The sequence below is a fragment of the Caballeronia udeis genome (assembly GCF_001544555.2).
In the GTDB taxonomy this organism is placed as follows: Bacteria; Pseudomonadota; Gammaproteobacteria; order Burkholderiales; family Burkholderiaceae; genus Caballeronia; species Caballeronia udeis.
The window spans coordinates 1-17,616 of sequence record NZ_FCOK02000026.1 but is presented as its reverse complement, the minus strand read 5'-3'; the positions used below and the strand labels follow the sequence as shown (position 1 = coordinate 17,616).

At 59.5% G+C, this 17,616-nt stretch carries 11 protein-coding genes; 7 read left to right on the top strand and 4 right to left on the bottom strand.

From position 1 onward, the window contains the following. Positions 1-48 precede the first annotated feature (48 nt). Positions 49-183 carry a 50S ribosomal protein L34 gene (gene rpmH / locus AWB69_RS19400; RefSeq protein ID WP_006998755.1) on the bottom strand — a complete coding sequence of 45 codons (135 nt, stop codon included), beginning with the start codon at positions 181-183 and terminating at the stop codon, positions 49-51. Positions 184-602: 419 nt separating this feature from the next. Between rpmH and dnaA the strand changes: the two genes are divergently transcribed. The 3 genes from dnaA to gyrB all read left to right on the top strand — a co-directional run bounded on the left by dnaA (position 603) and on the right by gyrB (position 6,388). Continuing rightward, positions 603-2,195 (top strand): chromosomal replication initiator protein DnaA, encoded by a 1,593-nt coding sequence (gene dnaA, locus AWB69_RS19395; protein WP_062087625.1) that lies wholly within the window; start codon positions 603-605, stop codon positions 2,193-2,195. A gap of 481 nt (positions 2,196-2,676) precedes the next feature. Continuing rightward, positions 2,677-3,780 carry a DNA polymerase III subunit beta gene (gene dnaN / locus AWB69_RS19385; RefSeq protein WP_062087623.1) on the top strand — a complete coding sequence of 368 codons (1,104 nt, stop codon included), beginning with the start codon at positions 2,677-2,679 and terminating at the stop codon, positions 3,778-3,780. Between the two features lie 136 nt (positions 3,781-3,916). Then, on the top strand, positions 3,917-6,388 hold the full coding sequence (gene gyrB / locus AWB69_RS19380; protein ID WP_062087622.1) for a DNA topoisomerase (ATP-hydrolyzing) subunit B: 2,472 nt from the start codon (positions 3,917-3,919) through the stop codon (positions 6,386-6,388). Between the two features lie 151 nt (positions 6,389-6,539). Here the strand turns inward: gyrB and AWB69_RS19375 are convergent, their stop codons facing one another. Then, positions 6,540-8,060 (bottom strand): Fic family protein, encoded by a 1,521-nt coding sequence (locus AWB69_RS19375; protein WP_062087621.1) that lies wholly within the window; start codon positions 8,058-8,060, stop codon positions 6,540-6,542. A gap of 450 nt (positions 8,061-8,510) precedes the next feature. Between AWB69_RS19375 and AWB69_RS19370 the strand changes: the two genes are divergently transcribed. Further along, the gene (locus AWB69_RS19370; protein ID WP_331712681.1) at positions 8,511-9,806 is read left to right on the top strand and encodes a tetratricopeptide repeat protein; all 1,296 of its coding nucleotides are present in this window, start codon (positions 8,511-8,513) and stop codon (positions 9,804-9,806) included. A gap of 7 nt (positions 9,807-9,813) precedes the next feature. On the opposite strand, the gene AWB69_RS19365 is transcribed toward AWB69_RS19370, so the two are convergent. After that, complete coding sequence (locus AWB69_RS19365) at positions 9,814-13,251, bottom strand: AAA family ATPase (RefSeq protein ID WP_062087619.1); 3,438 nt, start codon at positions 13,249-13,251, stop codon at positions 9,814-9,816. Next, positions 13,248-14,471, bottom strand: coding sequence for an exonuclease subunit SbcD (gene sbcD / locus AWB69_RS19360; protein WP_062087612.1), 1,224 nt, complete (start codon positions 14,469-14,471; stop codon positions 13,248-13,250). Before sbcD ends, AWB69_RS19365 begins: the two co-directional genes overlap by 4 nt. A gap of 234 nt (positions 14,472-14,705) precedes the next feature. Between sbcD and AWB69_RS19355 the strand changes: the two genes are divergently transcribed. From AWB69_RS19355 to AWB69_RS19345, 3 genes are all read left to right on the top strand, one after another. Continuing rightward, positions 14,706-14,903 carry a hypothetical protein gene (locus AWB69_RS19355; protein ID WP_062087611.1) on the top strand — a complete coding sequence of 66 codons (198 nt, stop codon included), beginning with the start codon at positions 14,706-14,708 and terminating at the stop codon, positions 14,901-14,903. A gap of 4 nt (positions 14,904-14,907) precedes the next feature. After that, positions 14,908-16,290 (top strand): ATP-dependent RNA helicase DbpA, encoded by a 1,383-nt coding sequence (gene dbpA / locus AWB69_RS19350; protein WP_062087610.1) that lies wholly within the window; start codon positions 14,908-14,910, stop codon positions 16,288-16,290. A gap of 112 nt (positions 16,291-16,402) precedes the next feature. Further along, positions 16,403-17,575, top strand: a complete 1,173-nt coding sequence (locus AWB69_RS19345) for a tetratricopeptide repeat protein (RefSeq protein WP_062087609.1) — start codon at positions 16,403-16,405, stop codon at positions 17,573-17,575. Positions 17,576-17,616 lie beyond the last annotated feature (41 nt).

The following is a 17,616-nucleotide window of genomic DNA, read 5'->3' as shown; positions in this document are numbered from 1 at the left end:
CGTCGCACGCGTCTGGGCGAGTGCCGGGGCGCGCCGTCAAAAGCGACCTTAAACAGCCAGGCGCTTGCGGCCCTTGGCGCGACGTGCGTTGATCACCTTGCGGCCACCGGCCGTCTTCATACGGACGCGAAAGCCGTGAGTACGCTTGCGGCGGGTAACGGAAGGTTGGTAAGTGCGTTTCATGTTGGTCTCACTTGGGTAAAAACGGACCGCCGGCCAGACGTAAGCGACGCAAAAAGGCGACACACCGGCCGGTGGTACAGGAATTCGGGTTTTGCGGAACCCGCTATTTAAACCGTTTTCCTATTGACCGTCAATAGGTTACGAGGCATGGCGAGCGGTTTTCGAAGAAGTCCACAGGCCCGGCGATTTGATACGCGTCGTGGTCCGTCCCTGTGGATAACTCGCGCCGAGGTTGCATTTGGCGTTAGAATCTCCGCTCAATCCGACGTAACCGCACGTTGTCCCGGTCCGCTGCATCACCCGCAAAAGCAGGGTGAGCAAGGCTTCGGGGCACGCTTGCCCGCGCGCACCGGGCCTTGTCGCCGCGTGGCGGCGAGGGCGGCGGCAGGACTCGCGGTAAACCCTAACGACTGCATTCGATGAACGATTTTTGGCAACACTGTTCCGCATTGCTGGAGCGCGAACTTACGCCGCAGCAGTACGTCACATGGATCAAACCGCTGGCCCTGGTCGACTTCGATGCCGATGCGAGCACGCTGCGCATCGCCGCGCCCAACCGGTTCAAGCTCGACTGGGTGAAAAGCCAGTTTTCCGGCCGTATCGCCGATCTGGCCCGGGATTTCTGGCACGCGCCCGTCGATATCCAGTTTGTTCTGGACCCCAAAGCCACGGCCCGCAAGGCGATGGGCGGCGCGCCTGCATCGTCCGCTGCATCCGCGCCTGCCGCCGCACCCGTTTCCCCGTCCATGCAGCGCGCGGCGGCCGAACCTGCTGAAAGAAACAATGGGGGCCACGCGAACGCGAGCGCCCATATCAATGCGCTCGCGGCGGAAGCCGCGCAGCACGCGCAATCCCTGCAACATAACGACCAGGCCGATAACGGCGATCTCGACCTGCCGAGCCTCGACGCCAACGAAGCCGCCGTCGCGCGCCGGACCTGGCGGCCGGGCGGTACGGCGTCGTCGAACGGGGAGAGCGATTCCGCCTACGAGCGTTCGAAGCTCAACCCCGTTCTCACTTTCGACAACTTCGTGACCGGCAAGGCGAATCAGCTCGCCCGCGCAGCCGCGATCCAGGTCGCCGATAACCCCGGCATCTCGTACAACCCGCTGTTCCTGTACGGCGGCGTGGGCCTGGGCAAGACCCACCTGATTCACGCAATCGGTAATCAGTTGCTGCAGGACAAGGCTGGCGCCCGCATTCGCTACATCCATGCGGAGCAATACGTGTCGGACGTGGTGAAGGCCTACCAGCGCAAGGCTTTCGACGACTTCAAGCGTTATTACCATTCGCTCGACCTGCTGCTGATCGACGATATCCAGTTCTTCTCGGGTAAATCGCGGACGCAGGAAGAGTTTTTCTACGCGTTCGAGGCGCTGGTGGCGAACAAGGCGCAGGTGATCATCACGAGCGATACGTATCCGAAGGAGATTTCGGGTATTGACGACCGGCTGATTTCGCGCTTCGACTCCGGCCTGACGGTCGCGATCGAGCCGCCCGAGCTTGAAATGCGCGTGGCGATCCTGATGCGCAAGGCGCAGTCGGAAGGCGTGAGTTTGTCGGAGGATGTGGCATTTTTTGTCGCCAAGCATTTGCGCTCGAACGTGCGTGAACTGGAAGGCGCGCTGCGCAAGATCCTGGCTTTCTCCCGGTTCCATGGGCGCGAGATTTCGATCGAGTTGACCAAGGAAGCGCTGAAGGACCTGCTGACGGTGCAGAACCGGCAGATATCGGTGGAAAACATCCAGAAGACTGCGGCGGACTTCTACAACATCAAGGTCGCGGACATGTATTCCAAGAAGCGGCCGGCGAACATCGCGCGGCCGCGTCAGATCGCCATGTACCTCGCGAAAGAGCTCACGCAGAAGAGTCTGCCGGAGATCGGCGAACTGTTTGGCGGGCGTGACCACACCACGGTGCTGCACGCTGTGCGGAAAATCTCGGCGGAGCGGGGCACGGACGCCCAGTTGAATCACGAACTGCACGTGCTCGAGCAAACGCTGAAAGGCTGAGCGTTTTGCCAGCCGGCGCGGCGCGAATTCCGTGTCGTGCGAAGACGCTGAAAGTGTGGAAAAACGGCCGCAAAACCTCGCCGCCGGCAGTGATTGATGCAAAAAACAGCGCCAGGTCAAAGTGTCGTCGTGCGAGCGGCGAAAACGCTTCAAGCGGCAGGCGATGAACGTGCGCGCGGCCATTTGTTGCTTGCGCTGAAAAGCGCCACAAAAAGCGCCGAAAAGCGGGCCTGTTTATTGACGAAATTGCCCCCATTTTCAGGGGGCGGTCAGGTTTTGAGGCACAATACGGGTTTGACCGTCCAGCGGCCTTGGGCGGCGTTTTGGCGTAAGCCTGGCACGTGCGATCGGCTTGTCGCCGCGAGCGCGTGACACGAGACCGTCCGAAGGTCATCAATGCGGTGGCAAACGCTTCTCAAAAAGCGGTGGCAGAAGCGGTGGCAAACGCGGCGGACGGCCGTCACATCAACGAAGGAACTCTATGCAACTGGTCAAGACCGAACGAGATAATCTCCTAAGGCCGCTGCAAACCGTGAGCGGAATCGTCGAACGCCGTCATACTTTGCCGATTCTCGCCAATTTGCTGATCACCAAGACTGGCGCCGACGTGTCGTTCCTCTCGACCGATCTCGAACTTCAGATCACCACGCGTGCCGACTTCGGCACCGGCAGCGATCAGGTCGCCACCACCGTCGCCGCGCGCAAGCTGCTCGACATCCTGCGCGCCATGCCGCCGGGTGAAGTGTCGCTCGATCTCACCGACAAGAAGCTGACCGTGCGCTCCGGCAAAAGCCGCTTCGCGCTCCAGACGCTTGCTGCCGATGAGTTCCCGACCGTCAACCAGGCTACAGAGTTCGGCGCGAGCCTCTCGGTTCCGCAAAAGACCTTCCGGCAATTGCTCGGCATGGTCCACTTCGCGATGGCGCAGCAGGACATCCGCTACTACCTGAACGGCATGCTGCTGGTTGTCGACGGCGACCAGTTGATGGCAGTCGCAACGGACGGCCACCGGCTCGCGTTCTCGTCGATGAAAATCGAGGGATCGTTCGCGCGCCAGGAAGTGATCATCCCGCGCAAGACCATCCTTGAATTGCAGCGCTTGCTTGAAGATATTGACGACTCGCTGGTGATCGACATTGCGGCGAGCCAGGTCAAGTTCACGTTCGGTCAGGTCGAACTCGTCTCGAAGCTGGTGGAAGGCAAGTTCCCCGACTTCCAGCGCGTGATTCCGAAGTCGCACAAGAACACGTTCCTGATCGGCCGCGAAGAATTGCAGCGTTCGCTGCAGCGTGCCGCCATCCTGACGTCGGACAAGTTCAAGGGCGTGCGTTGCCTGATCGAGCCGGGCCAGTTGAAGATCATGTCGACCAACGCCGACCAGGAAGAAGCACAGGAAGAACTGGAAATCGCCTATCAGGGCGACAGCGTGGACATTGGTTTCAACGTCACGTATCTGCTCGACGTGCTCGCGAACCTGAAGATCGACATGCTGCAAGTGAGCCTCGGCGACGCTAGCTCAAGCGCCTTGATCACGATTCCCGAGAACGACGAATTCAAATATGTGGTGATGCCAATGCGCATCTGACGCGGCCAAAACTAAAAACATTCCAAGGGGCGCATTGCCCCTTTGGCATTTTTAAGGTGTTTCGAAAAGTCCCGCGCAGCAACCCCGTAGTGACCCAGTAGCGACCCAGTAGTGACGCAGAACCGGAAAAAAACCCATGACTGAAAACCCAATTTCGCAACCCGACAACGCTTATGGCGCATCCTCCATCCAGATCCTCGAAGGTCTGGAGGCGGTCCGCAAGAGGCCGGGTATGTATATCGGCGATACGTCGGATGGCACGGGTCTGCACCACCTCGTTTTCGAAGTGCTGGACAACTCGATCGACGAAGCGCTCGCCGGCCATTGCAACGACATCCACGTCACCATTCACGCCGACAACTCCATCTCCGTGACCGACAACGGCCGCGGCGTCCCGACGGGCCTGAAGCTTGACGACAAGCACGATCCGAAGCGCAGCGCCGCCGAGATCGTGATGACCGAACTCCACGCGGGCGGCAAGTTCGACCAGAACAGCTACAAGGTGTCGGGCGGCCTGCACGGCGTGGGCGTGTCTTGCGTGAACGGCCTGTCCGAATGGCTGCGCCTCACGGTGCGCCGCGACGGCAAGAAGCACTTCATGGAGTTTCGCCAGGGTGTGGTGCAGAACCGCGAACTCGTCACCGAAAACGGCATTACGTACTCGCCCATGCCCATTGTGGGCGACACGGAAAATCGCGGCACCGAAGTGCATTTCATGCCGGACATCACTATTTTCGGCAACGTCGAATTCCACTACGACATCCTCGCCAAGCGCATGCGCGAATTGTCGTTCCTGAATAACGGCGTGCGGATTCGGCTGACGGACCAGCGCACCGGCAAGGAAGACGATTTCGCGTTTATCGGCGGCGTGAAGGGTTTTGTCGATTACATCAACAAGACCAAGCAGGTCCTGCATCCGACCGTGTTTCATGCGATTGGCGAGAAGGACAATGTCACGGTCGAAGTGGCCATGCAGTGGAACGACAGCTACAACGAAAGCGTGCTGTGCTTCACGAACAACATCCCGCAGCGCGACGGCGGCACGCACTTGACCGGCCTGCGCGCGGCCATGACGCGGGTGCTGAACAAGTACATCACCGATCACGAGATTGCGAAGAAAGCGAAGATCGAGACGAGCGGCGACGACATGCGCGAGGGGTTGTCGTGCGTGCTGTCCGTGAAGGTGCCGGAGCCGAAATTCAGCTCGCAGACGAAGGACAAGCTGGTGTCGTCGGAAGTGCGCGCGCCGGTGGAAGAAGTGGTCGCGAAGGCGCTGGAGGAGTTCCTGCAGGAAACGCCGAACGACGCGAAGATCATCACGAACAAGATTATTGATGCAGCGCGGGCCCGCGACGCCGCACGAAAGGCGCGTGAAATGACGCGCCGTAAAGGCGTGCTCGACGGCGTTGGTTTGCCGGGCAAGCTGGCCGATTGCCAGGAGAAGGATCCGGCGAAGTCGGAGATCTATATTGTCGAGGGTGACTCGGCAGGCGGATCGGCGAAGCAAGGGCGTGACCGGAAGTTCCAGGCCATCCTGCCGCTGCGCGGCAAGGTGCTGAACGTGGAGCGTGCGCGCTTCGACAAGCTGATTTCGTCGGAGCAGATCGTGACGCTGGTCACGGCGCTCGGGACCGGGCTCGGCAAGGACGATTACAACCTCGAGAAGCTGCGTTATCACCGCATCATCATCATGACCGACGCGGACGTGGACGGTGCGCACATCCGTACGCTGCTGTTGACGTTCTTTTATCGGCAGATGCCGGAGATTGTGGAGCGCGGGTTTATCTATATCGCGCAACCGCCGCTTTTCAAGATCAAGGTGGGTAAGGACGAGCGGTATCTGAAGGACCAGTACGAGCTGAACCAGCATATGTTGAAGCTGGCATTGCAGGGTTCGGAGCTGACGCCGGCTGAAGGCGCTACACCGATCAGCGGCGACGCGCTTGGCGAGCTTGCCCGTGCATATCTACTTGCGCAGGCGGTGGTGGATCGCGTCAGCCGGTTTTACGACGTGACCGCGCTGGAAGCGGTGATGGACGGCATTGTGCTGGACTTGTCGACGGAGGAAGCGGCGGCAGCTTCGGCAGCGGCTTTGCAGGCGGCTTTGCGTGCCGATCCTTTGAAGCCGGAGGTGACCGTCGAGCCGGCTTATGACCCGGTGCGCGAGATCCGGTCGTTGCATATCAATCGCCGGCATCACGGCAACGTGAAGGTTTCGGTTATCGATGAAGACTTCCAGTTGACCGCGGACTACAAGCAATTGCAGACGACCGCGAATACGTTCAAGGGTTTGATCGGGCCGGGCGCGTTGATCAAGCGCGGCGAGCGGTCTATGGCGGTGACCGACTTCAAGAGCGCGATGAAGTGGTTGATCGCGGACGCGGAGCGTAACGTGAGCAAGCAGCGGTACAAGGGTTTGGGCGAGATGAATCCTTCGCAGTTGTGGGAAACGACGATGGACCCGACCGTGCGCCGGTTGTTGCGGGTTCAGATCGAAGACGCGATTGCGGCCGATGGAATCTTTACTACGCTGATGGGCGATGACGTTGAACCGCGACGCGCGTTTATTGAATCGAACGCGTTGATAGCGGGGAATATTGACGTTTGAGATTGTGACTATCTTGAGATAGTCGGCAGCACGATCAACAGCTTGCTTGGAAAAAGCCAGTCACATCTTTGAATGCGACTGGCTTTTTGTTTTTGGGTGATGGCATGGGTACGATCCAGACCGAAGCCCTCCAGGTGAGGACGAGGCGCTTTCACAATGATTCAAGAGGAGGAGTTCCTAATCCCCGGGTGTCTTCGGACTCGGCATCAAGCACCGCTTTCGTTGCCCTCTCGATCGCCTCGAACACAGCCTCAGGCACCATCCCGGCGAATTGTTTGCGGCGGTTTTTCGAGACTACACCGCCGTTATCCAGACACATCATCACAAGCGTCGAGAGCGTACTGCCGCGCACGTCGAAGCGTTCATTCACGGCGCGAAGCACCGTGTCGTAATGGCGAAGAAACTGCGTCTCGCGCCGCAATTCGACTTCAAGGGCCTCGTCCGCCATTCGCAGGACGAATTCAACCGCTGGCGTGGCGTCCCAGTACCTGTACATCGACGGACTGCCAAGAAACTCGAACTCAAAGTTTGCGTCGTCGATCCAGAGGACCCGCCAATGCTCGCGCAGCGGCTTCGAAAAATCCTGGAGTGCTTCCAGGTACTGCAGTTCATGGCGCTTCATCGCGATTGACACGGGGAGCAACAGTCCGTGTTGAAGCTTCCCGGAAGAACACAGCGCCTGATGGATGAGAAAGCGTGAAAGCCTGCCGTTGCCATCCATGAAAGGGTGAAGAAACACGAAGCCAAACGAAGAAATGCTTGCCGCAACGATTGGGTCAATCTGGGTCGGGGCGGCGTTCGCAAACGCCAGCCATGCGTCCATCAACTCAGGCAGCATGTCGGGAGGAGGGGGGACATACGTCACCCCTGCCGCACCTCGAAGGCCGTTTTGCAGATGATTTTGCTGGCTCCGGTATCCCGCGGCCTGGTCGAGCGGATTGGTAACGCAGATGTTCTGCAACTCGACCAGATAGTCCTCGTTCAACGGATGACCCTCATGTGCCTGCCGCAAAAGTGCCACGAAGCGGCGTGCCTTGTCTTCGGTGGGGGACTCTTTCTCAATGGCGAACGAATCCTGCGTTTCGTGAAGATAGGCCCAGTTGATCGCCCGATCCATCATCTCAGCCGGCAGTGACGCCATGAATTCCTGGGCGCGGCCCAGAATGTCGGAATCGAGCAGGCTGACGACCGCTGGTGTTCTCTCGACCGTTGCGCAATAGCGCAAAGATCCGAGGCCGTTGAAATCGACGCGCCAACGCGCATTGCGGACCGAGGGGCCGGTTATGTAACGCTTCGGGTCGAAGAGTCCGACCGCTGCGCCGCCAACCGCGGGAGCGTCGGGTAGCTGGTCGCCGGTGAACGATTCCCAGAGAAAGCACGCTTTTCGGATGAAAATACCGTTTGGTGCCCGCTTTAGTGCCGCGATCAGAATGTCGCCGCTGATTGCCGGCAATGCTTGCGCGAGAATGCCAAGGTTGGTGCCTTCGTGTTTCAGCGCGAACAGGACATGCTCAAGGTAGGCGTCGTCGCGCGGCGCAATATGCTGCGGCACCGCCAGGCATCCGTTGATCTCTGTCAAACGGGTAACGGGCTTCACAAGCGCGGGCCGTCGCGGTGCTTGTGCGCCCGCGTTCAGCTTGTGGTGTAAGTATTGATAGCCAACAGCCGTCATCCCGGCTCCACAAAAAATTTGCAAAACGCAGGAGTGCGTGCAGATTTTCTTATCCAACTACAGATTTTCTTACGATTTGGCTTTTTATGCCATTTTTTCTTACGCGAATGAATCAAAGATCATAAAACCCAGTGGCGCGGCAGATTTTCTTATCCGCGCGCACATTTTCTTACGATTCGGCCTTTCTCCTCAGATTTTCTTACGGCGAGCCGAAACTTGCGGGTCCGCTGTTGCAGTACCCATCGGCTTCTTGTGGATCAACCGAAGCCAAGTCATTTGCGAGTCCGCGTGATTGCCCGCTCCCTTCGTTTTCACCCCGCAAAATTGTGAAAAACGATCTCCAGCGTCGGCAATGGGCACCGCGCCGTTTAAAGTCCACGGTTACCTCGGAGCGGTTCGGCGCTGTGGCACAAGCGCGCGTACGAACAATGCCCGTTCGCTAAATAACCGATAAAACGCCATGGCTCGACCCAATTTTCAACAAGCGAAACAATCCGGCGGCATGCGCCAGCCCCCGCAGCCGTCCAAGCGCGGTTCGCGGGAATCGCGAAACAGTTTCAGGCGGCGTACGCGGCCGGGGATTATCAAAGCGGTGCGAAATTTGCTGAAGAAGCGCTTCGAATCACACCGGACAACATGGTGATCTTGTCGGACTACGCGTTGTGCCTCATGCGTAACAAAGCCTACGACCAGGCGTACAAGGTCTACATGGGCATCCACAACGCGCCGGCGAGCAAGCGCAAGCTGGCGTCGGTGACGTGGCTCGACGGTTTGGTGGAAGTCTGCGGCTGGCTGGGCAAGACCGAAGAAATGCGCGAATACGGACTGCGTTCATTACGCGCCTCCGATGCCAAATACGGCGCCAACCCGAGCGTCCCGATTCCCGATCACGCGCCGCCCGCATTCAACCCGGCAAACCCTGCTGAGAACGTGATTGCTTATTCGCTGTTCGGATCGAATCCGCGCTACTGCGAGCCCGCCGTCATGAACGCTGAAATGACGCGTGATGTTTTCAAGGGTTGGACATGCCGTGTATATCTGGACGCTACCGTCCCGGATCACGTTCAGCGAAGGCTCAAGGAAGCCGGCGCCGAAGTCGTCTTCATGGACAGCGATTCGGGCGTTCATCCGCTGATGTGGCGTTTCCTGGTTGTCGACGATTCCAGCGTCAAGCGCTTCCTTCTCCGCGATGCCGACGCGCTCCTTTCCGAGCGCGAATACGCGGCAGTACAGGAGTGGGTCGAAAGCCCGTACTACTTTCACATCATCCGCGATTACTTCACGCACACCGAATTGATTCTCGCCGGCTTATGGGGCGGGTGCGCAGGTGTCTTGCATAACGCGATTGAATCGATGCAGCAATTCGCTGCGAAGAATGCGGATAGCGGCCGCTTTATCGACCAGCACTATCTGCGTGAAAATGTGTGGCCAACGTTGCGTAACAGCGTCCTGTCTCACGACGATCTGTTCGGTTTCCACGATGCCAAACCGTTCCCGCCGCATGCGCCGAACCGATGGAATACGGATAACTTCCATGTCGGCAGCAATACAAGCTATCAAGCGATAGGCGGCCAAAGTGCGCTGCCGGAAGGTACTGCGCAACGGTTGATTTTCAGCGCGCCAGACGGCAACCCGTTATTCGATTACCGGGCCACCGTGCAGAAAGGCGAATGGCGCCTGGACATGCCGTTCTTTGTGGTCGAGAAGATTGCGCTACAGAAAATCGTGGTGCGTCGGGACGAATAACCGTCCGTCACGCGCCCACCACTTCCACCGTCGAAAAGCCGATCCCCACGCTTTTCGCTACTCTGATCTGCAATGGAATGCGCTCCTTGAGCGCCTCCACGTGGCTGATCACGCCAATCATCTTGCCGCTCGCGTTCAACGAATCAAGCGCGTTGAGCGCAATCTCCAACGTTTCACCGTCCAGCGTGCCGAACCCTTCATCGAGGAACAGGGAGTCGATCGAAGTCTTGAAACTCACCAGATCCGACAAAGCCAGCGCCAACGCAAGACTGACCAGGAAGCTTTCGCCGCCCGACAACGTGCGTGTATCGCGCGCGACATCGCCTTGCCACATATCGAGCACTTCCATCTCGAGATCGCCCGCGAGCTTGCGATTCAATTGATAGCGCCCATGCAACTGCGTGAGTTGCCGGTTCGCGAGATAGATCAGGTGATCGAGCGTCAGGCCCTGGGCAAACTTTCGATACTTAGCGCCATCGGCGGAACCGATCAGACTGTTCAAGCGTTGCCACAAGTCGTAGCGCGCGCGTTGAGCATCAATCTGTTGATACAGCGCCTGCTTTTCCACGCGCAAGCGATCGTCGTTCTTGAGTGTCGCTCGAAGCTCGCCTTGGGTCTCGCTGAGGGTCTTCGATGTTGTCAGCATGTCGTCGAGCGTATGTTGCAGGGCGTTAGCGTCCAGCTCGGTCTTCGGCTCTTTCAGCAATTCCGCGCGACGGTTTTCCGCGGTCGTGCGCAGCGTATGAACCGTTGTGCGCAGTTCATCGAGTTCGCGTTTTACCGTTTGCAAGCGGTCCCGTTCTTCGTAGGAGAGAAGCGCTTCTTTAAACGCCGGCTCGTTCGCGAAGCCACTCTTGGCTAACGCTTCGGTCCACGTCGCCGATGTTTTCTCTGCGCGGTCCTTCTCTTCGTTCAAGCGCGTAGTCAACGTTCGCTCGGTGCCTTCGAGCAGGCTGGCTTTATCGCGTGCGGTTTCGTAGCGCTGTATTGCCGATAAAAACGCAGCATCCGAATCGGCGGTCGTGGCAACAGCTTCGGCTTCCAACTCCGCATAATCCTTCTCGCAATCGACCCATCGTGTGGACCATTTTGCGGTTTCAGCTAATGCGGCATCGCGCGAGTGCCGTACGCGATCGGCTTGCTGCGTCAACGCGCGAATTTGCTCCGATGCCTTCTGCCATGCCCTCCATTCTGCTTCGCGTTCGATGAGCCATTGCTGCCAACGTATCCAGGTATCAGGCCGCGCGTAGCCAACAGACGTCACTGATTCATCAAGCGTTTGCTCTCGCTTGAGCAACGCGGATTGCAAGGCGCCGGATTGATCGGTGGCTTCTTTTAGGGATTTTTCCGCCGCGCTTTGTCTCTCTTCTAACAGCTTCAGCGCGTGTTGGCATTCAAGCGCCGTCCGCTCCGCGGCATGCCTGGCAGTTTCGTGCTGCTTGATCACCGCAATCTGTTGATCGACCGCTGCAAGAGTTTCCTGTGCCAGCTTCAACGTTGCGGCGTGCGCTTGCACGAGCGCATCGAGTCCGTCACGGTCAACAGTTCCGAGTGCAAGCTCGACGCACAGCTTTCGCCAGCTCTCCGCGTGGCGCGCTTCGTCTTCAAGCCATGTGCTGATACGCGTCCCAAGCGCCTTGATCTCCGCAGTCAACGCCGCGACAGCGACATCGGTCGCCAAAGCTTCCTTGTTCGCACTCTGCAATGAAAGCTGTTTGTCCTTCAACGCCTGCTCGGTCGACGAAACATCGAGCGCGGCATACGCGGTGATGGACGGATGCTCCGTCGATCCACACAGCGGGCACGCTTCGCCGGGCTGCAACGCAGCGCGATGCCCGGCAAGATCGAGAATGCGCTGCTCCTGATGCAGCAATTTGCGCTTGTCTTCCACTTGCTCGGTAAGCGTCGCCACGTCTTTCGCAAGACGATCGCGTTGCTCGTTCAGCGACGCGAGCGACGCGTTTTTCTGAGCCAACCCATCACGGTCCATAGCGGCTTGCGGTGTTCCGCGCGCGACCGCGTCGCGAATATCAAGCAACTTGCCGAATAAATGATGCTGCTCGCCAAGACGCTGGCAGCGCGTCTTCAGCGCAGCCTCATCCTCGCTGCCCAGCGTGCTCGAAAGCTTTTCACGCTGTTCGCTTTCCGTCTTGCGTGCGAGTTCCGCTGCTGCCGCAGCGTCACGTACCGCAATCTGTTTGGCAGTGATCTCGCGTGTCTGCTTGTCGATCTCGCCGCTCAATTGTTTCTGCTTGGCAGCATTCACCTCAATGTCACCTAGCATCTGCCGGCGCGCGGCAAATTGCTGTTGCCACAGCACGATCTGCTCGCCGAGCTTGCTTCGATGCGGATGTTCATCGAGTGTGGATTGAACCGTTTTGGTTTCCAGTAACACGCCATTCAGCGAGTCTTCCCGGATTTCGACGATTCGTCGGCTGGTCGATGATGCGGAACGCAGACCACGCGCTGCATCGAGCGAAGCGGCGCGCTTTTCGTCTTTCGACATCGCCAGTTGACGCGACGTTTCCGCAAGTCTGTCACGCGCAGAAAGCATCGCCGTATGATCGGCGCGCAGCTTTTCGGCAGGCTCACTTGCGGCGAGACGATCGAGCGAAGCCTTGGCTTCGGCGATCTTCACGTCCGCCTGCCGCTGGTTAGCCAGCGCCTGTTCAAGCTGCGTTTCCGCTTCCGATAACGCAACGCGCCAAGCCCGCATTGCGCGTGTTGCCTCGATCTGTTTGCCGAGCGCGGTTTCCTGCGCGGCAAGGCCGATGCATCGCTGCTGCAACTCAGTACGTTGCTCTTCAGTCAGCAACTGGACGCCATCGGCGCGCACGAGAAGCGTATCCAGCGCAAGCTTTTCATTGCGCGTCCGCTCGAACACGTTCTGCGAAATCGTGCCGTAGATATCGGTGCCGGTGAGCTCTTCCAGCAATTCGGCGCGTTCGTTCGCCTTCGCTTCAAGGAACGCGGCGAAGCCACCTTGCGCGAGCATCATCGACTTCGTGAAGCGGCCGAAATCCAGCCCGGTGATGCTTTCTACAAGCCGAAGCTTGTCCGCGATCCGCTCGGTCACGATCGAGCCATCGAGACGCGCGAGTTCCACCTTGGGCGCTTGCAGATTCCCATCGGCTTTATCGCGTGCGCGACGCTGGCTCCAGAACGCCCGATATCCCTCGCCCTTCACCTCGAACTCCACTTCCGCGAGACATTCGAACGTGTGCCGCGTCATCAGCTCGTTGGTCCCCTGCGAGACGGTGTCCATCCTCGGAGTGCGGTGATAGAGCGCGAGGCAGATCGCATCGAGCAACGTGGTTTTGCCCGCCCCGGTCGGGCCGGTGATCGCGAACAAGCCGTTATCGCGAAACGGCGGCTGGCTGAAGTCGATCTTCCACTCGCCCTTCAGCGAATTCAGATTCCTCAAACGCAATGACAGGATCTTCATGCTGCATCCGCCTCGCCAATCTCCGCTACCACCTCGCGATACATCGATAAAAGCTGCAACCGCGTTTCCTCGTCGATGATTTCCGTTTGCAGGCGGCGCGCGAATACGTCATCGGGCGTGAGTTCGTTCAAGGTTTCCTTCGCTTGGGATTGCAGCGTGTTCGAAGCAGAAGAACGCTCGCGGCGAATGCGCAGTACTTCCACCGGCAGGTCTTCGGTGATCTTCTGGATACGTGCCTGGAGATCGCTGAGGTAGTCATCGACGGAGACCACGATTTCGAGCCACACTTTCTCGCCCTCAACGGCTTGGGACGCAGCCGCCGAGACCGCGGACTCGAGCTCTTTCAACGATCCTTTCACCGATAACAACGGCTGAAAGCACGGCACGTCGAGCACGGTCACGCACTCAAGGCCGTTCGTCGAAACATCTACAAGCAGCATCTCTTTCTGTTGCCGCGCTTCATCGAAGCTCAGTGGAATCGGCGATCCGCTGTAGCGAATGTGCTCGAACCCGCCTACTTTCTGCGGCCGATGAATGTGCCCAAGTGCGATGTAATCGGCTGCCGGAAACGCGCTCGTCGGAAAGGCTTCCAGCGCGCCCACATAAATCTCCCGTACCGATTCACTCGCGCTCGCGCCCACCGTCGTCAAATGCCCGGTCGCGATAATCGGCAAATGCGCGCCAAGCTCAACGCGCTTTTGCTCGGCCAGCGAGAACAGCGCCTGATAATGCGCGTGAATCGCATCCTGCAGCGACTCCTGTTTGTCACGCGCGCTCTGTCCCGCAATGCTCTGCAACACATCGCGCGGACGGATAAACGGGATGGCGCAGACGATCGCGCCGGGTTTTCCGTCACGCGTGGTGAGCACACGAACCTGCTCGTTCGGATCGTCCTGCACGGAGGGAATGACGACGGTATTCAACGCCGTCAGCAGGTTGCGCGACTCCTCCAGCACGGCAACGGAATCGTGGTTTCCCGCCAGCAGCGTCAAGCCGACGCCTGCGTCGCGTAGCGCAAGGATCAGGGTGTAATACAGTTCGCGGGCGTAGCTGGGCGGTGCGCCGGTGTCGAAGATATCGCCGGCTATCAGCACCGAATCCACCGCGTGCAGCCGGGTCTGCTCGACCAGCCACGCAATCAGCTTTTGATGTTCGGCCTGGCGTGAATGCCCAAGAAAGTACTGGCCGAGGTGCCAGTCCGAGGTGTGCAGGATTCGCATCGGAGAGTAGGGTTGAAGGCGTTGCCGCGCATCGTTTTAGTGGCTGCCAGTTTAGCCGATCGACCCGCCCCAGGCGGTGGCCCGGGCGGGCAAGGCCCCGGAAAATGCCGCAAAACGAGGCAATTGCGCCGTGTACGCGTACACTTCGGCTTCTAATTGCGCGGAAACAGCGTGCGTCGGCCTCGCCGGTGCCCTTTTCACGCCGCAACCCCATCAATTACCCTCAAATCAATCATGTTTATCTGCCGAAACCAGCCGTGCGGCGCCGAATGGCAACTCGCCGACGTGCTTATCAAGAACGAAGGCCAGGGCCTGATGTTCCGCTGCCCCATGTGCGGCGCGCGCAACAAGGTGCTGCGCCACGACGCGCCCGACGGCACCATCACCTACGAGCAGGACAATTCGGTCCCGCCGAAACCTGCTGTGAAGTAATCCAATGACCACGCCTACCTCTTTCAGCGCCCTGCCGCTTTCGCCGGCCATGCTGGCGAACCTGGAACAACTCGGTTATCTGACGATGACCCCGATCCAGGCCGCCAGCCTGCCGATCGCGCTTGCGGGCCACGATCTCATCGCGCAGGCGAAGACGGGCAGCGGCAAGACGGCCGCGTTCGCGTTGCCGCTGCTCGCGAAAATCGATCCGCGGCTTTTCTCCGTTCAGGCGCTGGTGTTGTGCCCGACACGCGAACTCGCCGATCAGGTCACGCAGGAAATCCGCCGCATCGCGCGCGCGGAGGACAACATCAAGATCCTGACGCTATGCGGCGGCTCGCCCATGCGTCCGCAGATCGCGAGCCTTGAACATGGCTGCCACATTGCGGTGGGAACACCGGGCCGGATCATGGATCACCTCGAACGCGGTACGTTGCCGTTGACCGCGCTGAAGACGCTGGTCCTCGATGAAGCCGACCGCATGCTCGACATGGGTTTCTTCGACGACATCGTCGCCGTCGTCAAGCAATGTCCGAAGGATCGCCAGACGCTGCTGTTTTCCGCGACGTATCCGGAAGGCATCGTCAAGTTGAGCCAGCAATTCCTGCGCAAGCCGCAGGAAGTCAAGCTCACCGAGCAGCACACGAATTCGAAGATCAAGCAGCGCTTCTACGAAGTCCACGACAACGAGCGCCTGCACGCGGTAGGCCAGTTGCTCGACCACTATCAGCCGGTCAGCACGCTCGCTTTTTGCAATACGAAACAGCAATGCCGCGATCTGCTCGATGTATTGGTCGCGCAGGGTTTCAACGCGCTAGCGCTGCATGGCGAACTTGAACAACGCGAACGCGATCAGGTGCTCGTGCAGTTCGCCAACCGTAGTTGCTCGGTGCTGGTCGCGACCGACGTTGCAGCACGCGGGCTCGATATCGCGCAACTGGAAGCCGTGATCAACGTCGACGTCACGCCCGATCCCGAGATCCACGTGCACCGCATCGGCCGTACGGGCCGCGCGGATCAGGAAGGCTGGGCGCTGAGCCTCGCGAGCATGGACGAAATGGGGCGCGTGGGCACGATTGAACAGGCGCAGAAGAAGGAAGTGGAGTGGCACAAGCTGAGCGAGCTGACGCCGGCGAAGCCGGGTCATCTCCAGCCGCCCATGGCGACGCTGCAAATCCTCGGCGGGCGCAAGGAAAAGATTCGCCCGGGCGATGTCCTCGGTGCGCTTACCGGCGACGCGGGTTTCGAAGGCTCGCAGATCGGCAAGATCAACGTGACGGACATGGTCACGTACGTGGCGGTTGCACGGGATATTGCCGATCAGGCAGTGAAGAAGCTGTCGGCGGGCAAGGTGAAGGGCAAGAAGGTGAAGGTGCGGCGGATTTAAGCGAAATTCATAACCTCAACCGGTGAAACAAGGGATAGGAGGAGTCCGATAGCTGGAGGGGAAGGCAGCGCTTAGCATCGAGAGGTTATCCACTTTGCTGAATACGCCTGCCATGAATCCACTGACCGAACCGCTCGCCGCCGCTTTAGATCTCCATCAGGCAGGCCATATGGCCGACGCGGAACGCGGTTATCGGGCGATTCTCGCGGAACACCCCGATCACGTCGATGCATTGCATTACCTCGGTGTGATGCTGCATCAGCGTGGTGACAATGAGCGCGCCGCGCAATTGCTCGACCGCGCGCTTAGCCTCGCACCAGACGACACAGCATGCTGGAGCAACCGGGGACTGGTGGCAGCGGCGCTCGGTGATCTTCGGTACTCCGTGCAGTGCTACGAACAGGCGCTCGCCCTCGATCCCGCTTTCGCCAATGCACGCAACAATCTTGGCACAGCGCTGCAAAAGCTTGGCCGCTTCGACGAAGCCATTCAACAGCACGAGACCCTGCTCGCTCGAGATCCCGATTTCATGGACGCCCGTTTGAACCTCGGCGCGACGTTCGCCTCCGCGAAGCGTTACGACGAGGCGCTGGCCACGTACCGTGACGCGCTTCTCCGCAACCCCGGCAGCTTCGAAGCCCATTTCGGCGAAGGCAACGCGCTGCGCGAACTGAAGCGTTTCGACGAAGCGGTCGCCAGCTTGCATCGGGCGCTGGCGCTGAAGCCCGATCACTTCGAGGCGAACGTGAATCTCGGCACCACGCTGGGTCTTTTCGGGAAGTTCGTGGAGGCGGAGGCGCAGTATCGCCGGGCGCTGACCCTGCGCGACGATCCGCAGATTCACGTGTGCGTGGGCGCGGCTATCGGCTCGCAAGGCGGCCGTTTCGAGGAGGTGGAGCCGCACTACCGGCACGCACTGACATTCGCCCCTGACCACGCCGACGCGCAGCACAATCTCGCGTTGCTGCAGTTACGGCGCGGCAATTTCAAGGAAGGCTGGGCGCTTCACGAAGTGCGCTGGCGCTCGAGCAAATACACGCCGGTGAACATTCCCGGTCTGCCGGAATGGCGCGGGGAATCGCAAGGCAAGACGCTGCTGGTTGTCGGCGAACAAGGTCACGGCGACATGATGCAATTCGCGCGTTACGTGCCGGTGCTTGCACAGATGGGCGCGACCGTCGATATGTGGGTGCCCGAGAACATCGTGGAGCTGATCCAGAGCGTGCGCGGCGTGCGCCGGGCGCTTAGGCCGAACTTTGACTCGATCACAAACATAAGCCATTGATTTCACGCTGTTATGCGTGCGAGCGCAGGATAGCTACTGGG